The organism is Brachybacterium sp. P6-10-X1 (genome assembly GCF_001969445.1).
Taxonomy (GTDB): Bacteria; Actinomycetota; Actinomycetes; order Actinomycetales; family Dermabacteraceae; genus Brachybacterium.
In genome coordinates, this window is sequence record NZ_CP017297.1 from 780,046 (window position 1) to 805,281 (window position 25,236).

The window sequence follows — 25,236 nt, forward strand, 5'->3', positions numbered from 1 at the left end:
GCGATCTTGCACGGGCGCGCACATCATCCCACAGCGGACGGGGCGCTTGACGGACCGCACAGGGGACGGCTCGACCCACCGCGCGGCGGGTGTCACCAGAATAACGGCTAGGCCTGGGTGTGACGTGTGCCTGCGACGCGGGCCACGGTCACGATCGTGTTTCTCAGCTCACGCGGGGCGAGCACCTCGACGGCCCCGGCGGATTCGAGCACCGCGTCCACGAGCGCCGCGCGCACCGGGGAGTCCACGCGCGCGAAGGTCGAACCGTCGGTGCCGTCCCGCAGCTCCGCCGCCCCGAAGGACTCCGCGACCCAGCGACCCGGGGGGTCCAGGCGCAGCCACACCTCGCCGTCGACCAGGCCGTCCAGCAGCGGCCCTTCGCCTGCTCCGGCCCGCTCCTGCGGCGTGCCCGGGGGCAGGATCTCCACGATCCGGTCCAGGCGGAAGCGGCGCGGGGCCTCGGCGAGTTCGCAGTCGGCCAGCAGGTAGGACCGGGTGCCGTCGGTGTCGATCCGCCGGGGACGGATCCGGCGGACGCTGGTGCCCGGTCGGTCCGTCGAGGAGTAGCGGATCGTCAGGCGCGCGGCGTCCCCGCCGCCTCCCTCGTCCGCGTCGACATCGGCGCGCAGCGCCCGGTGGACGGCGGTCAGGACCGACTCGGCGCGGTCGGCGGTGCGCGAGGCCATCTCGTCCACGGAGGCGGCCTCGGCCAGCTCGGCCCGGGTGGGCGCTGCCGGCGGCTCCTCGGATCCGCCGTCCGCACCGGCCAGCAGCTTCTGCCGGGCGCTGGCCACGATCGCCTCGGCCTCCCCGGCCGAGGGCTCGAGGGCGGCCAGTCCGGCGAGCAGGGCGGTGATCTCCACGGCGCTGAGCCGCAGCGCCCGGCGCAGCGGCTCCGCGTTGCGCACCCGGACGGTGCCGTGCTCCCACTCGGCCTCGATCAGGTCTTCCCAGCCGGTCCCCATGTCGCCGCAGACGAACAGCACCTGCAGATCGGTGATCAGCTGCGTGGTGCTCACGCCGAGGGCGGCGGAGAGCTCGGCGAGGTCGGCCTCGCCACGATCCATCACGTAGGAGGCCTCGGAGATCAGCCGCGAGAGGGTGTCCGTGCCGGTCGGGGTGGTGCGGATCCGGGGTTCCGGGCGCACGGCGGCTGCCTCGACGCCGGCGAGGTCGGCCTCCCGCTCGTGGGCGTCGGCGATGGCGGTGAGGACCTCGGCCAGCTCGGAGCGCCAGGCGGCCGGCTCGAGCAGCTCTCCCCAACGGACGTCGGCGAGGACCAGACGGCGCGCGGCCGGTCGGGGCAGCGGCGGCAGCTCGAGGCGCTCGGCGTCCAAGGGGGCGCCGGCGCGGTCGCGGAGGGCGAGCGCCTTGAACGGGGCCGCCGCGACGACGGCGCGGTCGTGGTCGTCGCTCTCGTGCATCGCCCCGAGCACCGAGGCGAGATCGGTCTGCTCCGGCCGCTCCTGCACGGCCGGCGGCCCCGCGGTCGGGAACGACTCGATGCGCGAGGCACGGAACAGGCGCGCCGCCGAGCGACCGAGATCCCAGCCGTGGACGTACCAGTGCCCGTCGTGCACACCCACCACCCACGGCTCGACGTGGCGCTCGGCCGGGGCGCCGTGGGTGCCGCGATAGGTGAAGCGCACGGACCGGGCGGCCGTGACCGCCTCGAGCAGCGGGGAGAGCACCGGCAGCGACTCCACGGCCCCGCGCGGGGTGCGACGCAACAGGTCCGGATCGGCGTCGTGCCCGAGGCTGAGCAGCTTGGAGCGCACCCGGCGGGCCGCTCCCCCGGCTGCGGCGTCGTCCCAGGCCCGGCTCGCGGCCAGCAGCACCGTGTACTCCTCGGTGGTGAGGTCCAGCACGGCGCCGGAGGTGCCCGCGTCGATCCGGTAGTAGACCGTGTTCTCGTCGAGGACGTCGCGCTCGGTGGCCAGCGGCAGTCCGAGCTCCAGGATCGCGGCCTTGTCCCGCTCGAACATGCGCTCGGCGGCCTGGTCGGAGGCCGCGCTCGCGTAATCGGGGATCACGGCGAAGAGCTTCGCGCGGTCGATCCGACGGCGCGAACCGATCGTCATGATGACGTTGAGCAGTCTTTCCACACCTTTGGCAGCCACCCGGCCAGGGTAACGGCCCTCGGGGCCTCTGCGGCCCTAGGCTGGTCCCATGCTGCAGTGGGAACGGGGAACGGTCACCGGCGAGAGGCCCTCCTGGCGAGGCGTGGCCCGCCTGGAGGTCGAGCTCGAGGCCGACGGCGACGTGGTCTCCGCCCTCGCCTACACCGAGCTGACCGGCGCACCGGGACGTGGGGAGCGCGTGCTGGTCAACACCAACGCGCTGCGGCGCGGTCTCGGCACCGGGGGGGACGCCCTGCTGGTGGCGCGCCTGGACGTGCTGCCGGGGACCGAGGCCCCGAGCGGACACATGGTCAAGGCCCGCTACACGCCGATGCAGACCATGGTCGACGCGATCGACGACCCCGACGGGGAGCACTACGAAGTGATCCGTGAGGCCCACGACGTCGACGGCATGCCCGTGGTGGTCGCGGACCTGCACTCCTCGCTGCCCGCGATCGTCGCCGGGATCCGCGCCGAGCGCCACGGCGCCCGCATCGCCTACGTGCACACCGACGGCGCCGCCCTGCCGGCCGTGTACTCCCGCACCACCGCCCGGCTGCGGGAGACCGGCCTGCTGACCTCCGTGATCAGCGCAGGACAGTCCTTCGGGGGCGACCTCGAGGCGGTCACGGTCCACTCGGCGCTGCTCGGGGCCAAGCACGTGGTCGATGCCGACGTGGCCGTGGTGATCCAGGGGCCGGGAAACCTCGGCACCGGCACCGGCTGGGGGTTCTCCGGGATCGAGGCCGCCGAATCGGTCCACGCGGCGGCCGCTCTGGGCGGCGCCCCCGTGGCGACGCTGCGGGTCTCCAACGCCGATCCCCGAGACCGTCACCGCGGTCTCTCCCACCATTCCGCCACCACCTACGGCCAGGCCGCTCTCGCCCCGGTGCGCCTGCCCGTACTGTCCCGGAACGACTCCCGATACAGCCCTTTTCATGCGTCCGTGAGGGAACAGGTGAAAACATCGATTGTTGAGCCGGCTCGTGCACGCGGCACCGAGCATCTGCTCACCGAGGTCGATGCGAAGGGGCTGCGGGACGCGCTCGAGGACATCCCCGTGCGGTTGTCGACCATGGGACGCAGCCTCGGCGAGGACCCCGAGGCCTTCCGGTACGCCGCTCTGGCCGGGCGGTGTGCGGCGACGCTCGCTGCCCGCCGTTGAGCAGGCGGACACGGGGCCGGCCGGTCCGAGTCAGTCCGTGGGCGACGCCGACTCGGGCGCCTCGCCGCGCTCCTGGACGAGATGCTGGAGACGATGGGCGGCGGCCACGGCGCGCTCGCCGTCATAGCGCTGGATGGCGTTGATCGCGAGGGTCGAGCCGTCGGCGAGATCCAGATGGGCCCAGGGGTCCCCCATCGGGAAGCTGACCCCCACGATCTCCGCCCATTCCACCGTGCGCGCGCGGAACACGTTGCGCACGTCGAGCACGCGCGACCGGGCGATCAGGCGCACCGAGGCCTCGAGGTGGCAGAACAGGAACATCAGGGCGCCCACGCCCACCAGGGTCAGCCGGCCCCCGAGGTGGAAGCTCTCCAGCATCACCGCGCCGCCGATCATGCCCGCCAGCACGACCACGCCCGTCGCGTAGGCGGAGATCCGCACCACCCGCGGCCGCAGCACGATGGTGGGGCGCTCCGGTCCCCCGGGCGGGTGCGGATCCGACGTGGACATGGCAGCTCAGATGCGGCAGGCCTGGATGGCCGTGACGAGGATGGCGCGCGCTCCCGCGTCGTACAGGTCGTCCATCATCCGGTGGGCGGCCCGTCGGTCGACCATGGCCCGCACCGCGGACCACCGACCGCCGTGCAGCGGCGAGACGGTCGGCGACTGCAGGCCCGGGGTGATCTCCACCGCCTTCTCGAGCAGCTCGGTGGGGATGTCGTAGTCGAGCATGACGTACTCGCGGGCCACCAGCACGCCGCGGACGCGGCGCTCGAGGACCTCCAGGGAGTGGTCCGCATCGTGATCGAGCTCCATCCCGGGGCGCGAGAAGAGTACGGCCTGGCTCTGCATGATCGGCTCGCCGAAGGGCTCGAGGCCGGCCTGGCGCAGGGTGGTGCCGGTCTCGACCACGTCGGCGATCACATCGGCCACGCCCAGGCGGATCGACGACTCGACGGCGCCGTCGAGGTGGACCACGGAGGCGCTCACGCCGCGCTCTGCGAGGTAGTCCTCGACCAGGTTCTCGTAGCTCGTGGCGATGCGGGCGCCGACCAGGTCGGAGACGTCCGACCGGGTCCCGAGCGGGGCGGCGAAGCGGAAGGTGGACCCGGCGAAGCCGAGCGACAGGATCTCCTGCGCGGGGGTGCGCGAGTCGATCAGCATGTCCTGCCCGGTGATGCCGACGTCCACCGTGCCGGAGCCGACGTACACCGCGATGTCGCGAGGGCGGAGGTAGAAGAACTCCACGTCGTTCTCCTGGTCGATGACCACGAGCTCCTTGGCCATGCCGCGGCGCCGGTAGCCGGCCTCGGCCAGCAGGTCGGCGGCGGGGTCGGACAGGGCGCCCTTGTTGGGGACGGCGATGCGCAGCACGGATCCTCCTCGGCCGCCGCGGCGGCGCATGGGACGGGGCCGACGGGAGCCGGCCGATTCGATGGGGAGACGGTGGAGTGGGGGCAGCAGGTGGCGGTGGCTCAGAGCTGCCGGTAGACGTCCTCGAGGGAGATGCCCTTGGCGACCATCATCACCTGCAGGTGGTAGAGGAGCTGGCTGATCTCCATGGCGGCGTCCTCCTGGGACTCGTGCTCGCAGGCCATCCAGACCTCCGCGGCCTCCTCCACGATCTTCTTGCCGATCTGATGCACCCCGGCGTCGAGTTCGCGGACGGTGCCCGACCCCTCGGGTCGGGCGCGGGCCTTCTCGGTGAGCTCGGCGAACAGTGCCTCGAAATCCTTCACTCCTCCAGGGTACGCGCCCCGCTGCTCCGCCCGTGCGGGCGACCGCCCTCCGGGAGCGGGATCACGCCCGACGGATCATTCCCGGCGGACCGTCGGATCCAGGTGCGCGGTCTCCACGGAGACCGCCCCCTCCTCCGCGGGCTCCTGACGGTTCCGCACCCGCCACCAGACGACGAAGCCCGCCAGGGTGAAGGCGCCGTAGAACACGTACATGAAGGCGCTCGCGTAGTAGCCGGCGCTGACCAGGAGCGGCACGCCCACGAGGTCGACGGCGACCCAGATCAGCCAGAACTCGACCCAGCCCTTGGCCATGCCGAAGGTCGCCAGCAGGCTGCCGACGAAGATCCAGGCGTCGGCCCAGACCGGCTCGTAGGAGCCCAGCGCCCGGAACAGCGGGGTCAGCGCCGCGGTGCCGCCGACGAGAGCGACGACGAGCAGGGCGCGGGTACCCCAGGAGGCCCAGCGCGGCTGCACCGCGGTGCCGCCGTCGTGCTGTGCCTGACGCCAGCGGACCCAGCCGTAGATGCTGGTGAGCACGAACATGACCTGGCGGCCGGCCTGTCCGAGCAGGTCCACGGAGTCGGGGTTGCCGAAGACGCTGCCCAGGAACACGGTCAGCAGCAGAAGGTTGCCGGCGATGCCGATCGGCCAGGCCCAGACCTTGCGGCGCATGCCGCCGAGGGCGCTGAGCAGCCCGAAGAGGTTGCCCAGCACCTCGCGCAGCAGGATGAACTGCCCTCCCGCGATGTCGATCCTCGCGGTGAAGAGCCAGTGCAGCAGGTCCATGGAGCGGTCGCGGCGCCGTCAGTGCGCGGAGTGGCCCCGCGCGAGGTCGCGCAGGGCGGAGATCTCCTCGGCGGCGTCCTGGGCGCGGTAGATCGCCGAGCCGGCCACGAACACGTTGGCACCGGCCTCCGCGCAGCGTTCCACGGTCTCGCGGCTGACACCGCCGTCGACCTGGATCGACACCTCGAGGTTCGCGTCGCTGACGGCGCGGCGCGCCCGACGGATCTTGGGGAGCATGGACTCCAGGAAGCTCTGCCCGCCGAAGCCCGGCTCCACCGTCATCAGCAGCAGCAGATCGAACTCCCCGATGACGTCCAGCAGCGGCTCGACGGGGGTGGCCGGCCGCAGGGCGACGCCCGCCTCGGTGTTCTTGCGCCGCAGGTCCCGGGCGAGCTTGATGGGGGCGGCGGCGGCCTCGAGGTGGAAGGTGACCGAGGCGGCCCCGGCCTCGGCGTAGGCGGGGGCCTCGCGGTCGGCGTCCGCGATCATCAGGTGCGCGTCCACGGGGATCGCGCTGCGTTCGACGATCTGCTCGACCATGCTGGGTCCGAACGTGAGGTTGGGGACGAAGTGGTTGTCCATCACGTCGACGTGGACGCTGTCCGCCGTCGCGATCTTGTCCAGCTCGCCGCCGATGTCCATGAGATCGGCGTTGAGGATGCTGGGGTGGATGTAGTGGCCATCGGTCGAGTACGCGGCGTTCATGCGGGTCCTTCCACGGTCGGGGCGTCTGCAAGGCGCAGCAGGGAGATGTACATGGCGTCGGTGCCGTGGATGTGCGGCCACAGCTGCACGGCCGGGCCCTCACCGAGGTCGACCCCGGGCCGGGCGGCGGGCAGGATCCCGGCCCGGACGGCGTCGCGGGCGTCGAGCTGGGTGACGTCGTCGCGCTCGGAGAGGACGTCGGCGACCACCAGACGGGTCTCGGCGAGGTGCGGGGAGCAGGTCACGTAGGCGACCACGCCGCCCGGTGCGGCGGCTGCCAGCGCCGAGCGCAGCAGGTCGCGCTGCAGGCCTCCGAGGTGGCCGATGTCGGCCGGGGTGCGGCGCCAGCGGGCTTCGGGCCGCCGGCGCAGCGCGCCGAGCCCGGAGCAGGGGACGTCGGCGAGGACGCGGGAGAATCGCCCGGGCAGCTCGGCGCCGATCGTGGTGCCGTCGGCGGTGCGGGTGGTGATCTCGCAGCCCGCGTCCTGGAGGGCGGCGACCGCGCCGTCGACCAGCGCGGTGCGATGCTCCTGCAGCTCGACGGCGAGGAGGTCGGCGTCATGGCCGACGGTCAGCCCGCCCAGCAGGGCGGTCTTGCCGCCGGGGCCGGCGCAGAGGTCCAGCCAGTGCGCGTCCTCGGCGTGGACCAGATCGTCGGCGCCGAGCGCGAGGGCGAGGGCGGCGAGCTGGCTGCCCTCGTCCTGCACCGCGACGCGGCCCTGCTGGACCAGCTCCAGGCCGCCGGGATCGCCGGAGGGCCAGGCGGCGGCGAAGACGCTCAGGTTCCCCTGGCTCGCGCCGTGGTCGATGAGCTCGTCGAGGTCGGTGAGCCCGGGCCGCATGACCAGGGAGACCGGCGGCGCGGCGTTCTGGGCGGCCAGCAGCTCGTCGAGCTCCTCGCGGGAGCGACCGTGCCCGGCCAGGGCGTCGCTCAGGGCGCGCACCACCCAGCGGGGATGGGAATGGACGACGGCCAGGTGCCCCGCGAGGTCGTCCTCCCGGTCGGGGGCGACCTCCTCGATCCACTCCCCCAAGGTCCTCTCCCCCACCCGGCGCAGCACGGCGTTGACGAAGCTGGCGGCGCCCGCACCGACCTCGGAACGGGCCAGGGCCACCGTCTCGGAGGTCGCGGCGTGCGGGGCGACCGTCATGTCCAGCAGCTGGTAGGCACCGAGGCGCAGCACGTCGACCAGTGCGGGCTCGACCTCTGCCAGCGGACGGTCCACGCAGGCGGCGAGGATCGCATCCAGTCGTCCCTGGGCGCGCAGCGAGCCGTAGAACAGCTCGGTCGTGAAGGCGGCGTCGCGGCCGGAGACCCGGCGGCTGCGCAGCAGGCGCGGCAGGACCAGGTTCGCGTAGGAGTCCTCCTCGCGCACCAGGCGCAGTCCCTCGAAGGCGACCTGCCGCGACGGGGTCGCGCGGCGACCCCGCTCGGAGGGACGGGAGGCGGAATAGCCGCGGCGGGGGCCGCCCGCGCCCCGGGAGCCGGAGCGCTCGCGCCCCTTCGCGTCGCGGCCGTCGCGCCGACCCCCTGCGCGGCGGCCGTCGCGTCCTCGATGCTGTTCGCTCATGCCTGTGCTCCGTCCTGCGTGAAGGTGGCGTCGGCCTCCAGACCGGCGCCGCGGGCCCAGTCGGCGGCCCGCATGGGCCGCTTCCCGGCCGGGGCGAGCTGTGCCAGGGCCAGCACGTCGGTGCCGGTGCCCACGAGCACCTGGCGCTTGGTGGCCTCGATCCGGCCCGGCGGCAGCGGGGCGTGCTCCGGGGCGGCCTCGAGACCGAGGATCTTGGTGCGGGACCCGTCCAGCAGCGTCCAGGCTCCCGGGGCCGGGCTCATCCCGCGGATGTGGGCGCTGACCTGCTCCGCCGGCAGGGTCCAGTCGATCGCGGCCTCGGCGGTCGAGAGCTTCGCGGCGTGAGTGGCGGCGGCGTGGTCCTGCGGGGTGGCCGTCGCCGACCCGTCCTCGAGGGCGTCCATCACCGCGGCCAGCACCGGGGCGCCCTCGACGGCCATGCGCTCGAGCAGCTCGCCGGAGGTCTCGAACGCGCCGATGTCGGTCCGGGCGGTGGCGAGGACGTCCCCGGTGTCCAGGCCCTGCTCGAGGCGGAACACGCTCAGTCCGGTCTCGTGCCGGCCGGCCAGCACGGCGCGCTGGGCGGGGGCGGCGCCGCGCCATGCCGGCAGCAGGGAGAAGTGGAGGTTGACCCAGCCGTGGACGGGGATGTCCAGGGCGGCGGGCGGGACCATGCCGCCGTAGGCGACCACCGGCGCCGCGTCGGGGGCCAGGTCGCGCAGCTGCTGCTGGACCGACTCATCGCGCAGCGTGGCAGGGGTCAGCACCGGGACGCCGGCCTCCCGGGCCAGCGCCTTGACGGGGCTGGGGGTGAGGGTGCGGCCGCGGCCCGCCCGGGCGTCGGCCCGGGTGAGCACCCCGACGACCTCGTGGTGCGAGTCGAGCAGGGTGCGCAGGGAGGGGAGGGCGACCTCGGGGGTGCCGGCGAAGAGCAGACGCATGATGGTCCGAGTCTACGGGGCGACCAGGGGGTCCAGGACCCTGCGTCGTCAGTACACGAGTCCGAACACCCACACCGCCAGGGTCATCGTGGTGGCCGTGATCAGCACGATGCCGATGAGATTCAGCCAGATGCCCGCCCGCGCCATCTGCGGGATCCTCACGTACCCGGAGCCGAAGGCGATGGCGTTCGGCGGGGTCGCGACGGGGAGCATGAAGGCGCAGGTGGCGGCGATGGCCACGGGAACCGCCAGCATCATCGGGTCGATCCCGATGCCTGCGGCGACGGCGGTGGCCACCGGCAGGAAGGTCGCCGCGGTCGCGGTGTTCGAGGTGAGCTCGGTGAGGAACAGGACCCCGGCCGCGCAGACCGCCACCACCAGCACCACCGGCAGGCCGCCGATCTGCACGGTGACCTCGCCGATCCACTCCGTCAGCCCCGAGCTGCCGAACTGACCGCTGAGGGCGAGACCGCCGCCGAAGAGCAGCAGCACGCCCCAGGGCAGCTTGACCGCCGCATCCCAGTCCAGCAGACGCACCCCGCGCGCCGCACCGGCGGGGAGCAGGAACAGCGCCAGAGCGACCACCATGGCGATGCCGGCATCGCCGATGGGCGGCTCCCCGGCCCCCAGGATCCGCCAGATCAGCGGGACGAAGACCCAGCTGAGGGCGGCGAGCACGAAGACGACCAGCACGCGCACCTCGCCCGAGGAGATCCTGCCGAGCTTGCGCCGCTCGGCGCGGATCAGCTCGGCGCCGCCCGGGATCTCGGAGATCTCGGGCTTGAACAGAACCTTGGTCAGCAGCAGCCAGGCGATCACCATGAAGACCACGGCGATCGGGGCGCCGACGATCATCCACCGCCCGAAACCGATCGTGATCCCGAAGTCCTGGCTCATGTGAGCGGCGAGCAGGGCATTGGGCGGGGTGCCGATGATGGTCGCGAGCGAGCCGATGGAGGCGGCGTACGCGATGCCCAGCATGAGGGCGACGCCGAAGTTCGAGCGGACCGCCGTGGAGGTGTCGCCGCCGTCGGGGTCGGGGTCGACGCTCTCCCCCGGCTCCTCGCCCTTCGCGGCGGCATCGTCGAGGCGGAGCCGGTTGACCAGCAGCAGCACGGAGACGCCGATCGGCAGCATCATCACGGCGGTCGCGGTGTTCGAGACCCACATGGAGACGAAGCCGGTGGCCACCATGAAACCGAGCACCAGCAGCGAGGGGCTGGTGCCGATCATGCCGACGATGGCCAGGGCGATGCGCTTGTGCAGGTTCCAGCGCTGCATGGCCAGGGCCAGCATGAAGCCGCCCATGAACAGGAAGATGATGTGGTTGCCGTAGGACGCGCCGACCTCGTCGAAGCCGACGTCCGCATTGAGCACGGGGAAGACGACCACCGGGACCAGGGCGGTCGCCGGGATCGGCAGCGCCTCGGTCATCCACCACACCGCCATCAGCACGGCCGTCGCCGCGGTGAGCCGCGCCGCATGGGGCACGTCGGCGGGCATGATCGCGTAGATCACGATGGCGGCGACGACGCCGAGCGCCAGACCCAGCCGACGGACCAGGAGGGTGCGTCCGGTCTCGGCGGGGGCTCGTTCTCCCTCGGCGAGGTCCGGGCGTTCCTCGGAGGTGCTCGATGCCGAGGAGGAGTTCGAAGACATCGCGGTCCCTTCATCGCGTCGTCGCGGTGGAGTGCTGGTGTTCCCGGTCACACTACGCGGGCGGGGCGCCGGAATCGGGCACGACCGGCGGCGTGTCCGACCCGGCGGGCGGATCAGGACACGCCGGGCGGGTCAGAACACGTCGGGCGGATCCAGCCGCACCCGGAGCGATCCGCGGGCCTTGCGGGCGGAGCGGGCGGCGACCCCGGCGCGCAGCGCGTCGGCCAGCTCCCGGGAGCGGTGGGGGTCCAGCCGCACCACGGCCCGGGCGCGTCCGGCCGCGTCGGCGCCCTCGAGGTCCACGGGGCCGAAGACCTCGCTCCCGTCGGGAAGATCAGTGGTCTCCAGGAAGCTGCGGCAGGCCTCCTTGTCCCCGATGATCTCGGCGATCCGGCCGAAGGGGGGCAGGTCGAGCTCGCGGCGGTCCTCGAGCACCCGGTCCAGGAACGCGCTCGAGCGGTGCGCGACGAGGTCACGGATCGCCGGCAGCGTCGCGGTGCCGACCACGAGGACCTCCCCGCCCTGCTCGGCGCTGCGGACGAGGGCGATCGCGTTGCGCCAGCGCCGGACCGCTTCGACATCGGCGTCGAAGGCGGCGCGGCCCAGCATCGCGTCGGCGTCCAGCAGCAGCGCCGCGGCGAAGCGGTCCGGGGGCGAGGGCTCGGCCCCGGGGGTGGCCACGACGATCGCGTCGCCGGGCACCTCGGAGTCCTCGAGCGCGCCGTGCGCTCCCCCGGAGACCAGCAGCGTCACGGCGGGGAAGGCGCGGGAGAGCTCCTCGGCGGTGCGGGTGGAGCCGATGACCATGGCGCGGACCCGGGTGCGGTCGCACTCGGGGCAGCGGTAGCCGTCCTCGCGCCGGCCGCACACCCGGCAGTGCAGGTGCCCGCCGCGTCCGGTGATCGACAGCTGCGCGGCGCAGCGGGGGCACTGGGCGCGGGTCCCGCAGAAGGTGCACGCGATCGCCGGGACGTACCCGGAGCGCGGCACCTGGACCAGGACGGGGCCGCGGGCCAGCCCCCGACGGATCACCCGCATCGCCTCCTGCGGGAGGCGGGAGCGGCCGGAGGCGCCCTCGCGGTCGCGCAGGTACTGGTCCATGGCCACGATGTGCGGGCGCACTCTCGTGACCGGGGCCGGCAGCGGGTCCAGCCGGGCGAGGTAGCCGGCGTCGATCAGGGCCCGCAGCGGCACCGAGTCGCTGGCGGAGAGGAACAGCAGCGCGCAGCGCTCCTCCCGCGAGCGGCACTGCAGCACCGTGCGCACGTGGGGGTAGGGCGCGCGGGGCTCCTCGAGGAGATCGTCGGACTCGTCCACGCAGATCACCAGGGCGAGGTCGCGGACCGGGGCGAAGGCGGCCGAGCGGTTGCCGAGCACGATCCGGGTCGCTCCGCGCAGGATCCGGCGGAAGGTGCGGTACCGCTTCTCGGGGCCTTCGGTGCCGGCGAGCACCTCGTGGGCCAGGCCGCGCGCGGTCAGCACCCGGCTCAGCCGGGCCACGTCCCGCTGGTCGGGGGCGATGACCAGGGCGCCCTGGCCGTCGGCGAGGTCGGCGAGGGCGTCGGCGGTCACCACCGTCCAGGGATCGGCGGCATCCAGGGTGAGGGCGGCGCGGGGCACGGGGCCGGAGCGATCGCCGGCGCGGGAGAGCAGGGCGGCCAGGCCGACGTAGCGGTCCCCCGGGCGCGGGGCCGGCTCGGAGGGCTCCGGGGACTCCGGGGGCTCCGGCGCGGCCTCCACCGCGGCGGCATCCGGCACCTCGGCGGTGGTCTCCTGCTCCTGCTCCTTCTCCTGCTCCTTCTCCGCGGCGGCCCGATCGGCCTTCTCGGCCCGGGCGTGGCGCGGGGGCAGGGCCAGGCGCAGCACGTCGCCGACGGTGCCGCCGCTGCGGGCGGCGACGTCCTCGCAGACTCGCATCATCGCCGGGGGCACCACCACGTCGGTCGAGACCAGGCGGCGCAGCGGCGCCAGCGCGCGGTCGGTGGTCGGCTCCGCGAGCCGGTCGAGGACGAGGCCTTCGGTGTCCCGGCCGGAGAACCGCACCCGCACCCGCATCCCGGGGCCGGCCTCGGCGGTCTCCGGTGTCACGGCGTACTCGAACGGGCGGTCCAGATGCGGGAGCACCCCGACCAGGCGCACGCTCGCCACCGGCAGCTCCTCGGCCACGTCGAAGCCCGCGGTGGTGCGCAGGCCTCGGCCCCGGGCCGCCGCATCGCGGCCCGGGTCGTGCGGGGCGGTCTCGGGAACGGCGGCGGCGGGGGCCGCGAAGAGGCTCGCCTGCTCCTCCTCCTGGGGCTCCCCCGCCGCTGCCGTGGCGGACGTGCTCAGCGCTGGTGCACCGCCACCAGGTCGCACACGAAGATCAGCGACTCGCCCGGTGCGATGACGGGCGGTGCGCCCATGTCGCCGTAGGCGAGGGAGGCGGGGATCTCCAACCGCCGCCGGCCACCCACCTTCATGCCCTGGACGCCCTGGTCCCAGCCGGAGATGACCTGGCCGACGCCGAGCTGGAAGCGCAGCGGCTCGCCACGGTCCCAGGAGGCGTCGAACTGCTCGCCGGTGGAATGGGAGACGCCGACGTAGTGGACGTCGACCACGTCGCCGCTGCCGGCCTGCTCGCCGTCGCCGACGATCTCGTCGCGGCTGGTCAGCTCGGTGGGCGCGGGGCCCTCGGGGTGGTCGATCTCGGGCTTGCTGCGGTCCATGGGGGCTCCTTCGGTCGGTGGGGTCCGGGGGTGGTTCCGGTCTGGTCAGTCTGTGCGATGGGCGGCGTCGAGGACGTCGATGACGAAGATCAGCGTCTGGCCGGCGAGCTCGTGCTGGGACTCCTCCTTGGTGCCGTAGGCCTCGGCCGGCGGCACCACCAGCATCACCTGGCTGCCCACGGGGAGGTCGAGGAGGTTCTGGTCCCACCCGGCGATGACCGAGCCGCCGCCCTGCACGAACGAGAACGGGGCGCCGCGCTCCCACGAGGAGTCGAACTGCTTCCCGTCGGTCCAGTTCCACCCGGTGTAGTGCATGACCAGGTAGTCGCCCTCGCGGGTGGTGTCCCCCGTGCCGACGGTGAGCTCCTCGCGGGTGGTCTCGGTGGGCGGATCCCCCTCGGGGGCGCCCTCGAGGGCGGGGGCCCCGTTCTCACCCAGGGTGACGGCCGGGAAGTCCCCGGAGGGGTCGCCGGGCTCGCCCTCGGCGCGCAGGGGTTCGACGACGCGGTCGATGTCGGCGACCTGGATCAGGGAACGGGCCTGCCCGGACTGGTCCTGCTGCCAGCCGGCCATCGCGAAGCGCGAGCCGACCGTCATGGTGGTGAAGACGTCGAAGGCCGCCTGGCCGACGCCGTCGGCGGTGACCTGCAGGCCACCGGCCGGGGCGCCCTGCCACCAGGACTGGAGGGTCTCGCCGCTGCTCGCGTCGACGTAGAGGCTGCGCCAGATCAGGGTGTCGCCCTCGGCGATGGTCGCGCCGTCGCCCGGCACGACGACCTCGGCGTCGGCCGCGGAGATGCTCAGCGGGGCGGAGAACTCGACCGTCGGCTCCGCGCCGAGGTCCTCGCTGATCGTGACGCCCGAGAGCGCGGGCGGCCCGCCGCTCTCGGAGCCCCCGCCCGCGTCGGAGGCACCGGTGGCCTCGGGGTCGGAGCCGTCCTCGGAGCAGGCGGCCAGACCGATGACGGCGGAGGCGGCGAGGGCGGTGGTCAGCAGCGTGCGGCGGCGGATCAAGAGCGGGCCTTTCGGATCAGGGACCCCGAGCGGGGCGCGGGCACCAGGGTACGGGGGCGGGGCGGCGTCGTTCCCAGGGTGGGGACGGTCACCGGACGGGCCGTCCTCGCCTCAGGCGGGCGGGGCCGGGGGCGCTGCGGACTCGCCGTGCCGGCGGATCTCGGCGAGCAGGGCGTCGACCTCCGGCAGCGAGGTCGCGAAGGGGTCCAGCACCTGCACCGGCATGGCCCCGGGGCGGGTCAGGCGCAGGGTGGTCCAGTCCACCACGTGGTCGACGCCGTGCTGCTGCGCGGCGGTGACGACCTGGCCGCGCAGATGGGCGCGGGTGCTGCGCGGGGCATGCTCGCGCGCGTCCTCGATCCGCTGGTGGGGAAGCACCGACGGGGCCAGGCCCCGGCGCTGGAGCGCCTGGAAGATGCTCCCGGCGGGATCGATGTCGTGATAGGCCAGCTCGAGCCGTTCGATCCCCGGATCGGCCAGGTCCACGCCGCGTCGCGTGGCGACCTGGTCGAACAGCCTCTCCTTGATCGCCCAGTCGAGGTGGGTCCCGGCCCAGGAGCGGTCCCCCGTGCGGACCGCGTCGATCCCCAGCTGCCAGGTCTGCAGCACCTCCTGCTCGGCGCCGTCCTCGGCGACCTCGGCGGCGAGGTCCAGCCAGCGCTGCTGCACCTCGACGGCGGTGGTGCTGGACCCGTTCGCGGTGGGGATCGGCGCTCGTCCGGTGAGGTCGCGGGCGACGGCGCGGATCGCGGCGATGTCGTCGTGCAGGGCGAGCTCGGGCAGGGCCCGTCCGGCCTCGATCACCCGCAGCACCAGGTCCGTGGTGGCGAAGCGCAGGTGGGTGGACACCTCGCTCATGGTGGAGTCGCCCACGATGACGTGCAGGCGGCGGAAGCGGGTCGGGTCGCCGTGCGGCTCGTCGCGCGTGTTGATGATGGGGCGGGTGCGGGTGGTCGCCGAGGAGACCGCCTCCCACATGTGGTCGCTGCGGCGGGAGAAGACGAACCGGCCCTCGGGCGCCGCGTCGTCGCGGACCACTCCCCCGGCGCCGGTGATGATCTGGCGGGTGACCAGGAACGGCAGCAGGTACCGGGGCAGGCGGGTGAACTCGCCGCGGCGATCCACGAGGTAGTTCTCATGAGAACCGAAGGCGTTGCCCGCGGAGTCGACGTTGTTCTTGAGCAGGTGGATGCGGGCGTCCTGCCCGTCGGCGGCCAGGCGCTGATCGGCCTGCGCGACGAGATCCGCGAAGATCCGTTCCCCGGCCCGGTCCTGGGCGACCAGCTCCCACCAGTCGTCGCACTCCGCGGTGGCGTACTCCGGATGGGAGCCCACGTCGAGGTAGAGCCGGGCCGCGTTGCGCAGGAACACGTTCGAGGAGCGGCCCATCGCCACCACCGGGCGGAACAGCTCGCGGGCTGCCGCTTCCGGCTCCAGGGCGCGGGTGCCGTCGGCCCGGACGCACACCAGGCCGAACTCGGTCTCCAGTCCTCCGACGCGACGGATCATCGGGTCACTGGCCGCCCTTCTGGACGAAGGAGCGCACGAAGGTCTCGGCGTTGGACTCGAGTACCGAGTCGATCTCGTCGAGCAGATCGTCGGAGCCCTGGGCGGAGGCGAAGGTCTGCCCGCCGGTGGCGTCGGGGGCGCCGGCCGCGTCGTCGTCGTCATGGCCGGGGCCGTGCAGGGACTGCTGGGACATGAGGTCCTCCTCAGGACTCGGAGACGGCTCGACGCAGCGCGTCGAGGATCGCCTCGGGATCATCGGACAGGTCGATGCCGGCCAGGGCGCACCAGGCGGCGGAGCCGAGGCGCGGATCGGCCAGGCGCAGGCGGTGCCCGTCCTCGCGGCCGGCGAGTGTGATCGCGTCCCAGCCGGCCGAGGGCACGTGCTCGCCATGGGCGGAGATCAGGCCGCCGCGCAGGTGGGCCCGCGTCGAGGTGGGAGCGGTGGTGACGGCCGCGTCCACCTCGTCCTGGTCGATCAGGGTGCGCACGGCACCGGCGGCGCGCAGCTTCGTGAACAGGCCTCGGTCCGGGCGCAGATCCGAGTACTGCAGGTCGACCATGACCAGGCGCGGATCCGACCAGTCCAGGCCGTGGCGGGCGCGGTAGCGATCCAGCAGCTGGAGCTTGGCGACCCATTCGACGCGATCCGCGGCGAGCATCGGGTCCTGCTCCAGCAGGTCGAGCAGCTCGCCCCAGGTGGCGAGCACCTGCGCGGTCTCGTCGTCGCCGGTGTCGGCGGCCGCGGAGACCGCCGCGAGCAGGAGTCGCTGGATCGCCAGGGCCGTCAGCTCGCGGCCGTCGGCGAGCGTCACCGTGGCCTGCAGGGACGGGTCGTGGCTGATCGTGCGGACCGCCGCGACCGGGTCGGCCAGGCGCAGGTCCGGCAGGATCGGCTCCCCGCTGCGGTGCTCGGCCTCCAGGGCAGCGAGCACCAGCGACGTGGTGCCGAGCTTGAGGAAGGTGGATTCCTCGAGCAGGTTGGCGTCGCCGATGATCAGGTGCAGGCGGCGGAAGCGGGAGGGGTCCGAGTGCGGTTCGTCGCGGGTGTTGACGATCGGACGGTTCAGGGTCGTCTCGAGCCCGACCTCGGCCTCCATGAAGTCCGCGCGGGAGGAGAGCTGGAAGCCGGGGTGCTCGCCGCGGGTGCCCCGCCCCACGCGGCCGGCGCCGACGAGCACCTGGCGAGTGGCCAGGAAGGGGAGCATCGCGGCGGCCACCCGCTCGAAGGGCACTGCCCGGTCGACGAGGTAGTTCTCGTGGGTGCCGTAGGAGGCGCCCTTGCCGTCGGTGTTGTTCTTGTACAGGGCCACGTCCGGGATGCCCTCGGCGGCCTGCAGGATCTCCATCGCGGAGCGGGCGATCTCCTCGCCCGCGCGGTCGACGACCACGGCCTCGCGAGCCCGGGTGACCTCGGGGGCGGAGTACTCGGGGTGAGCGTGGTCGACGTACCAGCGGGCCCCGTTGCGGAGCACGGCGTTGCCGATGGAGCGCTGCGCCGCCCAGGTGAGCACCTCGGTGTCATCGCCCTCCGGGGCGACCTCCGGCCCGGCCACCGGCTGGTCCAGCTCGACGCTGGGCACATGCGCGTCGCGCACCTCGTCGGTCAGCTGGGTGGGGTGGGCCGCGGCGCGCTGCAGCTCGAAGCCGCGGGCGTCGCGCAGCGGCGTCTCGTCCCCGTAGTCCCAGCGCACGCGGCGGCCCCGGGCCCCTTCACGCGGGTCCAGCAGGGCGTAGGCGCCGACCACGAGATGGGACAGCAGGATCGCGCTGCCGGCCCCGGCGCGGGAGCGGTCCTCGAGATCGGCGTGGATCACCCCGAACTCGGTCTCGATGCCCATCACGCGCTCGGTGGTCAGGGGGTCGTGCGGGACATGCCCGAGAGGTCCGGTCATCGGGAGGCCTCCTCGGCGGCGCGGGAGCGGCCCTGCAGCGGGACGACGGCGTCGATGCGCCGCCCCCGCGCCCCCGAGACCCGGGCCCAGTCCTCGGGATGGGCCGCCGAGGGCAGGTCCTCGTTCTCCACGAACTCGGCGGTGATCGCATCGCGCAGGTGCTGGGCGGTCAGACCCTCCTGACCGCTGAGCAGCTGGTCCTTGACGGCGAGCTTCTTGGCGCGGTCGGTGATGTTGCGCAGCGTCGCCCCGGAGACGAAATCGCGGAAGTGGAGCGTCTCGTCGCTGCCGTCGGCGTACTCCAGGCGGACGAAGGCCGAGGAGGGGCCGTCGTCGTAGATCTCCGAGACGGCGAGGTCCAGCAGCCCCGTGCGGTCCTCGCGCATGGGCACCGTCTCGTCGAGGTAGAGACCGAGGATCTCGCGTCCCGCGCGGGCGTGGGGGCGCCGCACGCGGATCTTCACGTCGAGCCGGCCCGGGCGCAGGATGGCCGGATCGATCATGTCCTCGCGATTGGAGGCGCCGATGACGATCACGTTGTCCAGGCCCTCCACCCCGTCGATCTCGGCCAGCAGCTGGGGCACGATCGTGGTCTCCACGTCGCTGGACAGCCCGGTGCCGCGGGTGCGGAACAGGGCCTCCATCTCGTCGAAGAAGATCACCACGGGATGATCGGCGGCGGCCTTCTCCCGGGCCCGCTCGAACACCAGGCGGATCGAGCGCTCGGTCTCGCCGACGTACTTGTTCAGCAGCTCGGGGCCCTTGACGTTCAGGAACGCCGAGTTCTCCAGCGCCTCGGCGACGCTGACCCCGCGCACCTCGGCGCTGCGCAGCACCAGCTCGTGGGCGACGGCCTTGGCGATCATCGTCTTGCCGCAGCCGGGCGGGCCGTACAGCAGCACGCCCTGCGGCGGGCGCAGGCCGTAGGTGCGGTAGAGGTCCTGCTGCAGGAACGGCAGCTCGACGGCGTCGCGGATCGCCTCGATCTGGTCGCCGAGGCCGCCGATCTCGTCGAAGGACACGTCGGGGACCTGCTCGAGGACCAGGTCGGTGATCTCGGCGCGGTCGATGCGCTCCAGCACCAGCTGCGCCTTGAGATCGACCAGGACGTGGTCGCCGGGGTGCAGCGTCTGATCGGCCAGTCCTCCGGCGCGGCGCAGCGCCCGGATGTCGTCCGGGGCGACGGCCACCAGCAGACGCGTATCGGCGAGGGACTCGACCACGGGCACGACATTGCCGGCGTCGCTGGGGGCGACGGCCTCGACCGCTGCCAGGGCCTCGTTCAACCGCAGCTCGGCACCGGGGGCGAGGGCGTCCAGGTCCAGGCTCGCGGCGGTCGCCACCCGCAGCTTGCGCCCGTTGTGCAGCACGTCGATCGTGGTGCCCTCGGTGCGGCGCAGGAAGGTCGCGTAGGAGTTCGGAGGGTCTCCGACCCGCTCGAGATCGCTCTTGAGCTCGACGATCTGGGCGCGCGCGGCACGCAGCGATCCGGTCAGCCGCTCGTTGTGGGCGGCGATCTTGTCCAGTTCGGCGGTCATCTCCGCATAGGTCTTCATCGTCATCAGTGTCCCCGCTCTCCTTCCCTCGCCTCAGGACGCATCAGCGGTCGCGGCCCTGTCGGATGTCGCGCAGCGCACGCTTGAGCTTGCGCGGCGCCACACCGCGCTCCCCCACGTCCTGCGGTCCCCACTCGGTCGAGGCACCGCCGAAACCCTCGTTGGCGGGATCGGCCAGCTCCTCCTCGACCCGGGAGCCCGGAGCGGGCCGGGTCACGCGGGTCAGGGCAGGCGTTCCGTGGGCCGTCCGCCGGGAGGTCAGCAGGAAGCCGGTGTGGGCGTTCATACGGTGCTCGGGACGCACAGCCAGGCCCTCGAGGTGCCAGGGTCGCACGAAGGATTCCCAGGCGGTCGGCTCGGTGAACTCGCCATGGTCCCGCAGGGCCTCCGCGGTCCGGGAGAGCTGGGTGACGGTCGCGACGTAGGTGAGGAAGACCCCGCCGGAGACGAGCACCTCGGCGGCGGCGTCGATGCACTCCCAGGGGGCGAGCATGTCCAGCACCACGCGGTCCACCGCGGGGCCGTCCGGGCACAGAGCCGGGGCGACGTCCTGGAAGTCCCCGACGGTGAGATCCCAGGAGGGGTGGGGGGCGCCGAAATAGGTCTCGACGTTCTCCCGGGCGACCTCGGCGAAGTCCTCGCGGCGCTCGATCGAGTGGACGCTGCCCTCCTCGCCCACGGCGCGCAGCAGCGCAGTGGTCAGACCGCCGGAGCCGACACCCGCCTCGAGCACCCGCGCGCCCGGGAAGATGTCTCCCCACATGAGGATCTGCGCGGTGTCCTTGGGGTAGATGATCGCGGCGCCGCGCGGCATCGAGAGCATGTAGTCGGCGTACAGCGGCCGCAGCGCCTGATAGCGGGTGCCCCGGGAGTCCTCGACGACCACGCCGTCCTCGGCGCCGATCAGCTGGTCGTGCTCGAGCACGCCGCGATGGGTGTGGAACTGCCCGCCGGGCCGCAGCGTGATGGTGTGCCGGCGGTTCTTGGTGTCGGCGAGCTGGACCTTGTCGCCGAGATCGAAGGAACCGGTGCGGTCCAGGCCGCGGCGGGGAGCTCGAGGCGTGGGCTGCTGCGTCATGCGTCCAGCATATGACGGGAGGTGAGACGTCGGCGATCAGGTGTCATCGTGTTCACCGTCCGCGCAGAAGTCCGTTGACATCGGCGCTCATGATGACCCCGCGCGCCCGCCCGTCGCTCTCACGGACCAGGTAGACGGGCAGGGGATGGGAGAGCATCACGGAGATCAGCGCATTGCCGCGCAGGGAGCTCTCCAGCATCCCGATCTCCCCCACGGAGCCGGCGACGGCGCTGACGGGGGTGCGGTCGCGGTGCGCGGCCGGGACGGCGGCCGCCGCGGCAGGGTGGATGCGGTAGGCACGGCCGAGCGTTCCGGGCCGCGCGGCGGTGCGGTCGAGCACCAGCACGGCGTCGAGGTCCGTCCCGCTGCCGAGCTCCGCGAGGACCTGCTGCGGGCCGACCAGGTGCATCGGGCGGGCCAGCGTCGCGGCGTCGAGGCTCTCGACGCGGTGCTGCAGCGTGGCGGCCTGCAGCGCCCGGGAAGCGCCCTGCCAGAGCATCCCGGCGATCAGCAGCGCCCACAGCAGCGTCAGCAGGCCGAGGGAGCCGGTGCCCCGGGCCGCCACGATCCGCCACAGCGGCACCGCCACCACGGCCACGGCGATGATGCGCCCGATCCAGGCGGTCACGCGCGTGCCGAGGAGGACGTTCCCGAGGACCCCGCCCAGCAGGGCCTCCAGGGCGCGGCCGCCGTCCATCGGCAGGCCGGGCAGCAGGTTGAACAGGGCCAGAGCGATGTTCAGGAAGCTGCAGTAGATCCAGAACACGTCGGCGGGTGTGCCCGGGACGCTCAGGGCACCCAGACCCGTCGTGAGCGCGGCGAGCAGGCCGTTGGCCAGCGGGCCGGACAGCGAGATCACGATCGAGGCCACGGTGCCCAGTGACTCGCCGCGGTACTGGGTGTGCCCGCCCCAGAGGGTCAGGGCGATGTGGTCGACCCGCGCGCCGAAGGCATGGGCGCTCGCGGCGTGCGAGGCCTCGTGGGCCAGGACCGAGACGATCATGAACAGGGCGATGCCGAGCGCCAGCAGCGCGCCGGTCGTCGCCGAGGCGCCGGAGCCGCCCAGGCCGGGGTAGAGGATCACGGCGAGCACCAGGACGGTCACCAGGGTGCCGGGGCTGACCTTGATGGGCGGCAGCGCGCCCAGGCGCAGCGTGGGACTCTTCATGGTGCGTCTCCTCCGTGCCCGAGCGGTCGCGGTCCGGGCCAGGGCGAGGATATCCGGTGCTCCTGCGCACAGGCTCCGGTCGGCCGCCGAAGCCTATGATGGAGTGATGAGTCGAATCGCCATCACGGCTTTCAGCGGGTGGAACGACGCGGGAGAGGCCGCCAGCGGGGTGATCGAGCATCTGCTGCACGTGTGGCCGTCCCGGCCCGTCGGAGCGGTCGATGCCGAGGATTTCATCGATTTCCAGGTCAACCGCCCCGAGATCCGCACCTCCGAGGAGGGTCTGCGGGTCATCGACTGGCCGGACACCGAGCTGCGGATCGTCCAGCCGCCGCGCGGACCCGAGATCGTCACCGTGCTGGGACCGGAGCCGTCGCTGCACTGGAAGCGCTTCTGCGACGAGGTGCTCGAGCAGCTGCAGGGGCTGGACGTGAGCTCGGTCATCTCCCTGGGGGCGCTGCTGGCGGATTCCCCGCACACCCGTCCGCTGCCGGTCTCCGCCGCGGTCGAGCCCGGCCGGGCCGAGCAGGTGGACGGCAGCGAGCTGTACTCGGGACCGATCGGGGTGCCGACGATCCTCGCCCGCCGGACCGCGAGCGCCGGGATGCGTACGACCAGCACATGGGTGCAGGTCCCCCATTACGTGTCCCAGAACGCGTCCCCGAAGGCCGTTCTGGGCCTGTTGCGGGAGGTTCAGTCGCTGGTCAGCGCCCAGATTCCGCTGTCCGAGCTGGTCGAGGACGCCGAGGCCTGGGAGCGCGGGGTCGACGAACTGGCCCGCACCGACGAGGACGTCGCCGAGTACGTGCGGCGCCTCGAGCGGGCCCAGGACGCGGCGGAGCTGCCGGAGGCCAGCGGCGACGCGATCGCCGAGGAGTTCGAGCAGTTCCTGCGGCGGCGGCGCGAATCGGAGTGAGGCCGGATCAGTCGCGCAGCGTCAGTCCGAACAGGGCATCGCTCGCGGCGACGACGTCGCCGGGTCCGTCATCATCGGTGCCCGGCCGCGGAGCGGAACCGGCCGCCCAGGCGTCGAGGGCCCTGAGCGCCGAGGGGGTGTCGAGGTCCTCGCGCAGCGCACCGCGCAGCGCCTCGACCGTCCCGGGGTGGTGCCCGCCGCGCTCCGCGGCGGCGCGGTAGGACGCCAGGCGGGCCGCGGCGCGCTCCAGCTCCTGGTCCGTCCAGGCCCAGTCGGAGCGGTAGTGATGGGCCATGAGCACCAGGCGGATCGCCATCGGGTCGACGCCGTCTCGCACCAGGCGATGGACGAAGACGAGGTTGCCCAGCGACTTGCTCATCTTCTCGCCCTCGTAGCCCACCATGCCGCTGTGGGTGTACACGGCGGCGAAGCCGCGTCCCGTCCCGATCGCGTGCGCGGCGCCCAGGTCGTGGTGGGGGAAGACGAGGTCGCTGCCCCCGGCCTGCACGTCGAAGGGCAGGCCCAGGGCGTCCTCGGCGATGGAGACGCACTCCACGTGCCAGCCGGGCCTGCCCCGGCCCAGCTCGCCGGCGTCCCAGGCCGGCTCGCCCGCGCGCTCGGCCCGCCACAGCAGGGGGTCGAAGGTGCCGCGCTTGCCCTCGCGCTCGGGGTCCCCGCCGCGCTCGGCGAACACCTCGAGCATCTGCTGCTCGTCCCAGCCGGAGACGTCCCCGAGGGCTCCGTCGATCGACAGGTCCAGGTACCAGTCCACGCCCCCGTCCGCCGCGGCATCGGGCGCCGTGACGGGATACGCGCGGCACCGCTCGCGCAGGGTGGTCACGGTGGCGATGATGTCGTCCATCGCCTCGGACACCGTCCGGTAGGTCTCCGGGGCGATGATCCGCAGCTGCTCCATGTCCTCGGCGAACAGGGCCGTCTGCGAGGCGGCGAGCTCGCGCCAGTCGACGCCGTCGCGGGCGGCGCGCTCGAACAGCGGGTCGTCGACGTCGGTGACGTTCTGGGCGACCTCCACCTCGAGTCCCGTGTCGAGCAGGGCGCGGCGCATGAGGTCCGTGGCGTGGTAGGTGGCGGCGTGCCCGAGATGCGTCGCGTCGTACGGGGTGATGCCGCAGACGTACAGCCGTGCCCGCCCGGGCAGCAGCGGGATCAGCGGCGCCGTGCGACCGGTCCGGGTGTCGTGCAGCCGCAGCGGCACGCCCGAGGCGGGAAGGGGTGAGATCGACGGGGAGGTCCAGGAATGCACCCCCCGATCATACGGGCCCCGACCAGGGCCGGGCGCCGCTGTGAGACCTCCCTCAGGACCCTGCGAGCGGGTCGACGACGCCGAACCAGAGCAGGCCCAGCAGCACCAGTCCGGCGACCACGCGGTACACCACGAACATCAGGTAGGAGTAGTTCTCGATGATCCGCATGAACCACACGATCACCGCGAAGCCGACGCCGAAGGCCACGACGGTCGCGACGATGATCGCCAGCAGCGAGGGTTCGCCGGCCGCCGCCGCGGCGGCGCGCCCGTCGGCGCTCAGCAGGGCCGGGACCTCCTGGGCCGCCTTGTACAGCCCGGAGGCGAACACGGCGGGCACGGCCAGCAGGAAGGCGTAGCGCGCCGCGGCCTTGCGCGAGTAGCCCATGAGCAGGCCTGCGGTGATGGTGCCGCCGGAGCGGGAGACGCCCGGGATCAGGGCGAGGGCCTGGGCGAGGCCGAACAGGATGCCGTCGCGCACGGTGAGCTCGGTGAGCTCCTTGCGCTGCGGCGCGATCCGGTCGGCCAGACCCAGCAGGAGGCCGAAGACGATGAGCGTCGTGGCGGTGATGTAGAGGTTGCGCAGGCCGTGGTCGATCTGCTCCTCGAACAGCAGCCCGAGAACCCCGATCGGGATCGAGCCGATGATCACCAGCCAGCCCATCCGCACGTCGGGATCGGAGTGGGGGATCTTCCCGGCCAGGGCCTTGAACCACTTGCCGATGATCCGGGTGATGTCCTTCCAGAAGTAGATCAGCACCGCCGTCTCGGTGCCGAGCTGGATGATGGCGGTGAAGGCGGCGCCCGGGTCCTGCCCGGGGTTCATCAGCTCGCCGACCACGCGCACGTGCGCGCTCGAGGAGACCGGGAGGAACTCGGTCAGGGCCTGGACGAGGCCGAGGACGACCGCCTCGAAGAACGACATGGACACTCCTGGAAGACGGCGACGGTCGCGCAGGGCCGACGTGATCGTCGGCCTCGCACAGAGTACGCGGCACCGGGCGGCGTGCCCGGTGCCGCGCAGGGACCAGTGGTGAAGATGACGTGCAGGATCAGCGGACGGGCTCAGCGCCCGTCGTCGCCCTCCTCGTACTCATCGTCGTCGTAGTCGTCCGAGTCATCGTCCTCGTCGTCCTCGAAGTCATCGAGGTCGTCGAAATCGTCGTCATCGTCAACGTCGTCGTCCTCACCGTCGAAGACGATGAGCGGCGTGGCGATCTCGTACGCGTCGAAGAGCGCGTCGTCGTAGGTGTCGAAGGCCGTGGTGAGCTGCTCGGTGGCGGCGTCCAGGGCGGGGTCGTCGTCACCGCGGGAGGCGGAGGCCGCCTCGTAGTGACGTTCGAGGGCAGCGATCAGCGCAGCGAGAGCGGAGCGAGGATCCGTGTTCATGGTTGGACGGTACCGCGTCCGGCGGCAGAATGGACAGCGGATACGGCCGGAACGCCCAC

Annotated in this window: 23 protein-coding genes; 2 read left to right on the forward strand and 21 right to left on the reverse strand. The window is 73.1% G+C overall.

Annotated elements, in window-relative coordinates; translation table 11 throughout:
* Window positions 1-107 precede the first annotated feature (107 nt).
* Complete coding sequence (locus tag BH708_RS03500; RefSeq protein WP_253705462.1) at window positions 108-2,120, reverse strand: WYL domain-containing protein; 2,013 nt, start codon at window positions 2,118-2,120, stop codon at window positions 108-110.
* 49 nt (window positions 2,121-2,169) lie between these two features.
* Here BH708_RS03500 and BH708_RS03505 point away from each other — a divergent pair, with 49 nt between their 5' ends.
* Entirely contained in the window at window positions 2,170-3,285 is a 1,116-nt protein-coding gene (locus BH708_RS03505) for a DUF3866 family protein (RefSeq protein ID WP_076806668.1), read from the forward strand.
* A 30-nt stretch (window positions 3,286-3,315) separates the two neighbouring features.
* Here the strand turns inward: BH708_RS03505 and BH708_RS03510 are convergent, their stop codons facing one another.
* From BH708_RS03510 to BH708_RS03590, 17 genes are all read right to left on the reverse strand, one after another.
* Complete coding sequence (locus BH708_RS03510) at window positions 3,316-3,795, reverse strand: PH domain-containing protein (protein ID WP_076806670.1); 480 nt, start codon at window positions 3,793-3,795, stop codon at window positions 3,316-3,318.
* A gap of 6 nt (window positions 3,796-3,801) precedes the next feature.
* Window positions 3,802-4,659 carry an ATP phosphoribosyltransferase gene (hisG, locus tag BH708_RS03515; protein WP_076806672.1) on the reverse strand — a complete coding sequence of 286 codons (858 nt, stop codon included), beginning with the start codon at window positions 4,657-4,659 and terminating at the stop codon, window positions 3,802-3,804.
* A 101-nt stretch (window positions 4,660-4,760) separates the two neighbouring features.
* Entirely contained in the window at window positions 4,761-5,024 is a 264-nt protein-coding gene (locus BH708_RS03520; RefSeq protein WP_076806673.1) for a phosphoribosyl-ATP diphosphatase, read from the reverse strand.
* Window positions 5,025-5,099: 75 nt separating this feature from the next.
* Entirely contained in the window at window positions 5,100-5,810 is a 711-nt protein-coding gene (gene pnuC, locus BH708_RS03525; protein WP_076806675.1) for a nicotinamide riboside transporter PnuC, read from the reverse strand.
* A gap of 18 nt (window positions 5,811-5,828) precedes the next feature.
* The gene (gene rpe / locus BH708_RS03530; protein WP_076806677.1) at window positions 5,829-6,515 is read right to left on the reverse strand and encodes a ribulose-phosphate 3-epimerase; all 687 of its coding nucleotides are present in this window, start codon (window positions 6,513-6,515) and stop codon (window positions 5,829-5,831) included.
* Window positions 6,512-8,086 carry an RsmB/NOP family class I SAM-dependent RNA methyltransferase gene (locus BH708_RS03535; RefSeq protein WP_076806678.1) on the reverse strand — a complete coding sequence of 525 codons (1,575 nt, stop codon included), beginning with the start codon at window positions 8,084-8,086 and terminating at the stop codon, window positions 6,512-6,514. The genes rpe and BH708_RS03535 overlap by 4 nt, the downstream gene beginning before the upstream one ends.
* Window positions 8,083-9,027, reverse strand: coding sequence for a methionyl-tRNA formyltransferase (gene fmt, locus BH708_RS03540; RefSeq protein WP_076806680.1), 945 nt, complete (start codon window positions 9,025-9,027; stop codon window positions 8,083-8,085). The genes BH708_RS03535 and fmt overlap by 4 nt, the downstream gene beginning before the upstream one ends.
* Window positions 9,028-9,075: 48 nt before the next feature.
* Window positions 9,076-10,686, reverse strand: coding sequence for a DASS family sodium-coupled anion symporter (locus BH708_RS03545; RefSeq protein ID WP_076806682.1), 1,611 nt, complete (start codon window positions 10,684-10,686; stop codon window positions 9,076-9,078).
* A gap of 132 nt (window positions 10,687-10,818) precedes the next feature.
* The gene (locus tag BH708_RS03550) at window positions 10,819-13,041 is read right to left on the reverse strand and encodes a primosomal protein N' (RefSeq protein WP_253705463.1); all 2,223 of its coding nucleotides are present in this window, start codon (window positions 13,039-13,041) and stop codon (window positions 10,819-10,821) included.
* Window positions 13,011-13,391: an FKBP-type peptidyl-prolyl cis-trans isomerase gene (locus BH708_RS03555; RefSeq protein WP_076806683.1), complete on the reverse strand. Its 381-nt coding sequence runs from the start codon at window positions 13,389-13,391 to the stop codon at window positions 13,011-13,013. The genes BH708_RS03550 and BH708_RS03555 overlap by 31 nt, the downstream gene beginning before the upstream one ends.
* A gap of 45 nt (window positions 13,392-13,436) precedes the next feature.
* Window positions 13,437-14,405, reverse strand: coding sequence for an FKBP-type peptidyl-prolyl cis-trans isomerase (locus BH708_RS03560; protein ID WP_076806685.1), 969 nt, complete (start codon window positions 14,403-14,405; stop codon window positions 13,437-13,439).
* A gap of 111 nt (window positions 14,406-14,516) precedes the next feature.
* On the reverse strand, window positions 14,517-15,914 hold the full coding sequence (pafA, locus tag BH708_RS03565; protein ID WP_076806686.1) for a Pup--protein ligase: 1,398 nt from the start codon (window positions 15,912-15,914) through the stop codon (window positions 14,517-14,519).
* A 4-nt stretch (window positions 15,915-15,918) separates the two neighbouring features.
* Window positions 15,919-16,107 (reverse strand): ubiquitin-like protein Pup, encoded by a 189-nt coding sequence (locus BH708_RS03570; protein ID WP_076806688.1) that lies wholly within the window; start codon window positions 16,105-16,107, stop codon window positions 15,919-15,921.
* A gap of 10 nt (window positions 16,108-16,117) precedes the next feature.
* Complete coding sequence (gene dop / locus BH708_RS03575; protein ID WP_076806690.1) at window positions 16,118-17,806, reverse strand: depupylase/deamidase Dop; 1,689 nt, start codon at window positions 17,804-17,806, stop codon at window positions 16,118-16,120.
* The gene (arc, locus tag BH708_RS03580; protein WP_076810739.1) at window positions 17,803-19,362 is read right to left on the reverse strand and encodes a proteasome ATPase; all 1,560 of its coding nucleotides are present in this window, start codon (window positions 19,360-19,362) and stop codon (window positions 17,803-17,805) included. The genes dop and arc overlap by 4 nt, the downstream gene beginning before the upstream one ends.
* Window positions 19,363-19,405: 43 nt before the next feature.
* Entirely contained in the window at window positions 19,406-20,440 is a 1,035-nt protein-coding gene (locus tag BH708_RS03585) for a tRNA (adenine-N1)-methyltransferase (protein ID WP_076806692.1), read from the reverse strand.
* Window positions 20,441-20,492: 52 nt separating this feature from the next.
* On the reverse strand, window positions 20,493-21,608 hold the full coding sequence (locus BH708_RS03590; RefSeq protein WP_076806694.1) for a site-2 protease family protein: 1,116 nt from the start codon (window positions 21,606-21,608) through the stop codon (window positions 20,493-20,495).
* 106 nt (window positions 21,609-21,714) lie between these two features.
* Between BH708_RS03590 and BH708_RS03595 the strand changes: the two genes are divergently transcribed.
* Window positions 21,715-22,524, forward strand: coding sequence for a PAC2 family protein (locus BH708_RS03595; RefSeq protein WP_076806696.1), 810 nt, complete (start codon window positions 21,715-21,717; stop codon window positions 22,522-22,524).
* 7 nt (window positions 22,525-22,531) lie between these two features.
* Here the strand turns inward: BH708_RS03595 and mshC are convergent, their stop codons facing one another.
* The 3 genes from mshC to BH708_RS03610 form a co-directional block, all read right to left on the reverse strand.
* Window positions 22,532-23,788 carry a cysteine--1-D-myo-inosityl 2-amino-2-deoxy-alpha-D-glucopyranoside ligase gene (gene mshC, locus BH708_RS03600; RefSeq protein ID WP_076806697.1) on the reverse strand — a complete coding sequence of 419 codons (1,257 nt, stop codon included), beginning with the start codon at window positions 23,786-23,788 and terminating at the stop codon, window positions 22,532-22,534.
* A 52-nt stretch (window positions 23,789-23,840) separates the two neighbouring features.
* Window positions 23,841-24,713, reverse strand: coding sequence for an undecaprenyl-diphosphate phosphatase (locus BH708_RS03605; RefSeq protein ID WP_076806699.1), 873 nt, complete (start codon window positions 24,711-24,713; stop codon window positions 23,841-23,843).
* 140 nt (window positions 24,714-24,853) lie between these two features.
* Window positions 24,854-25,177: a DNA primase gene (locus BH708_RS03610; protein WP_076806701.1), complete on the reverse strand. Its 324-nt coding sequence runs from the start codon at window positions 25,175-25,177 to the stop codon at window positions 24,854-24,856.
* Window positions 25,178-25,236 lie beyond the last annotated feature (59 nt).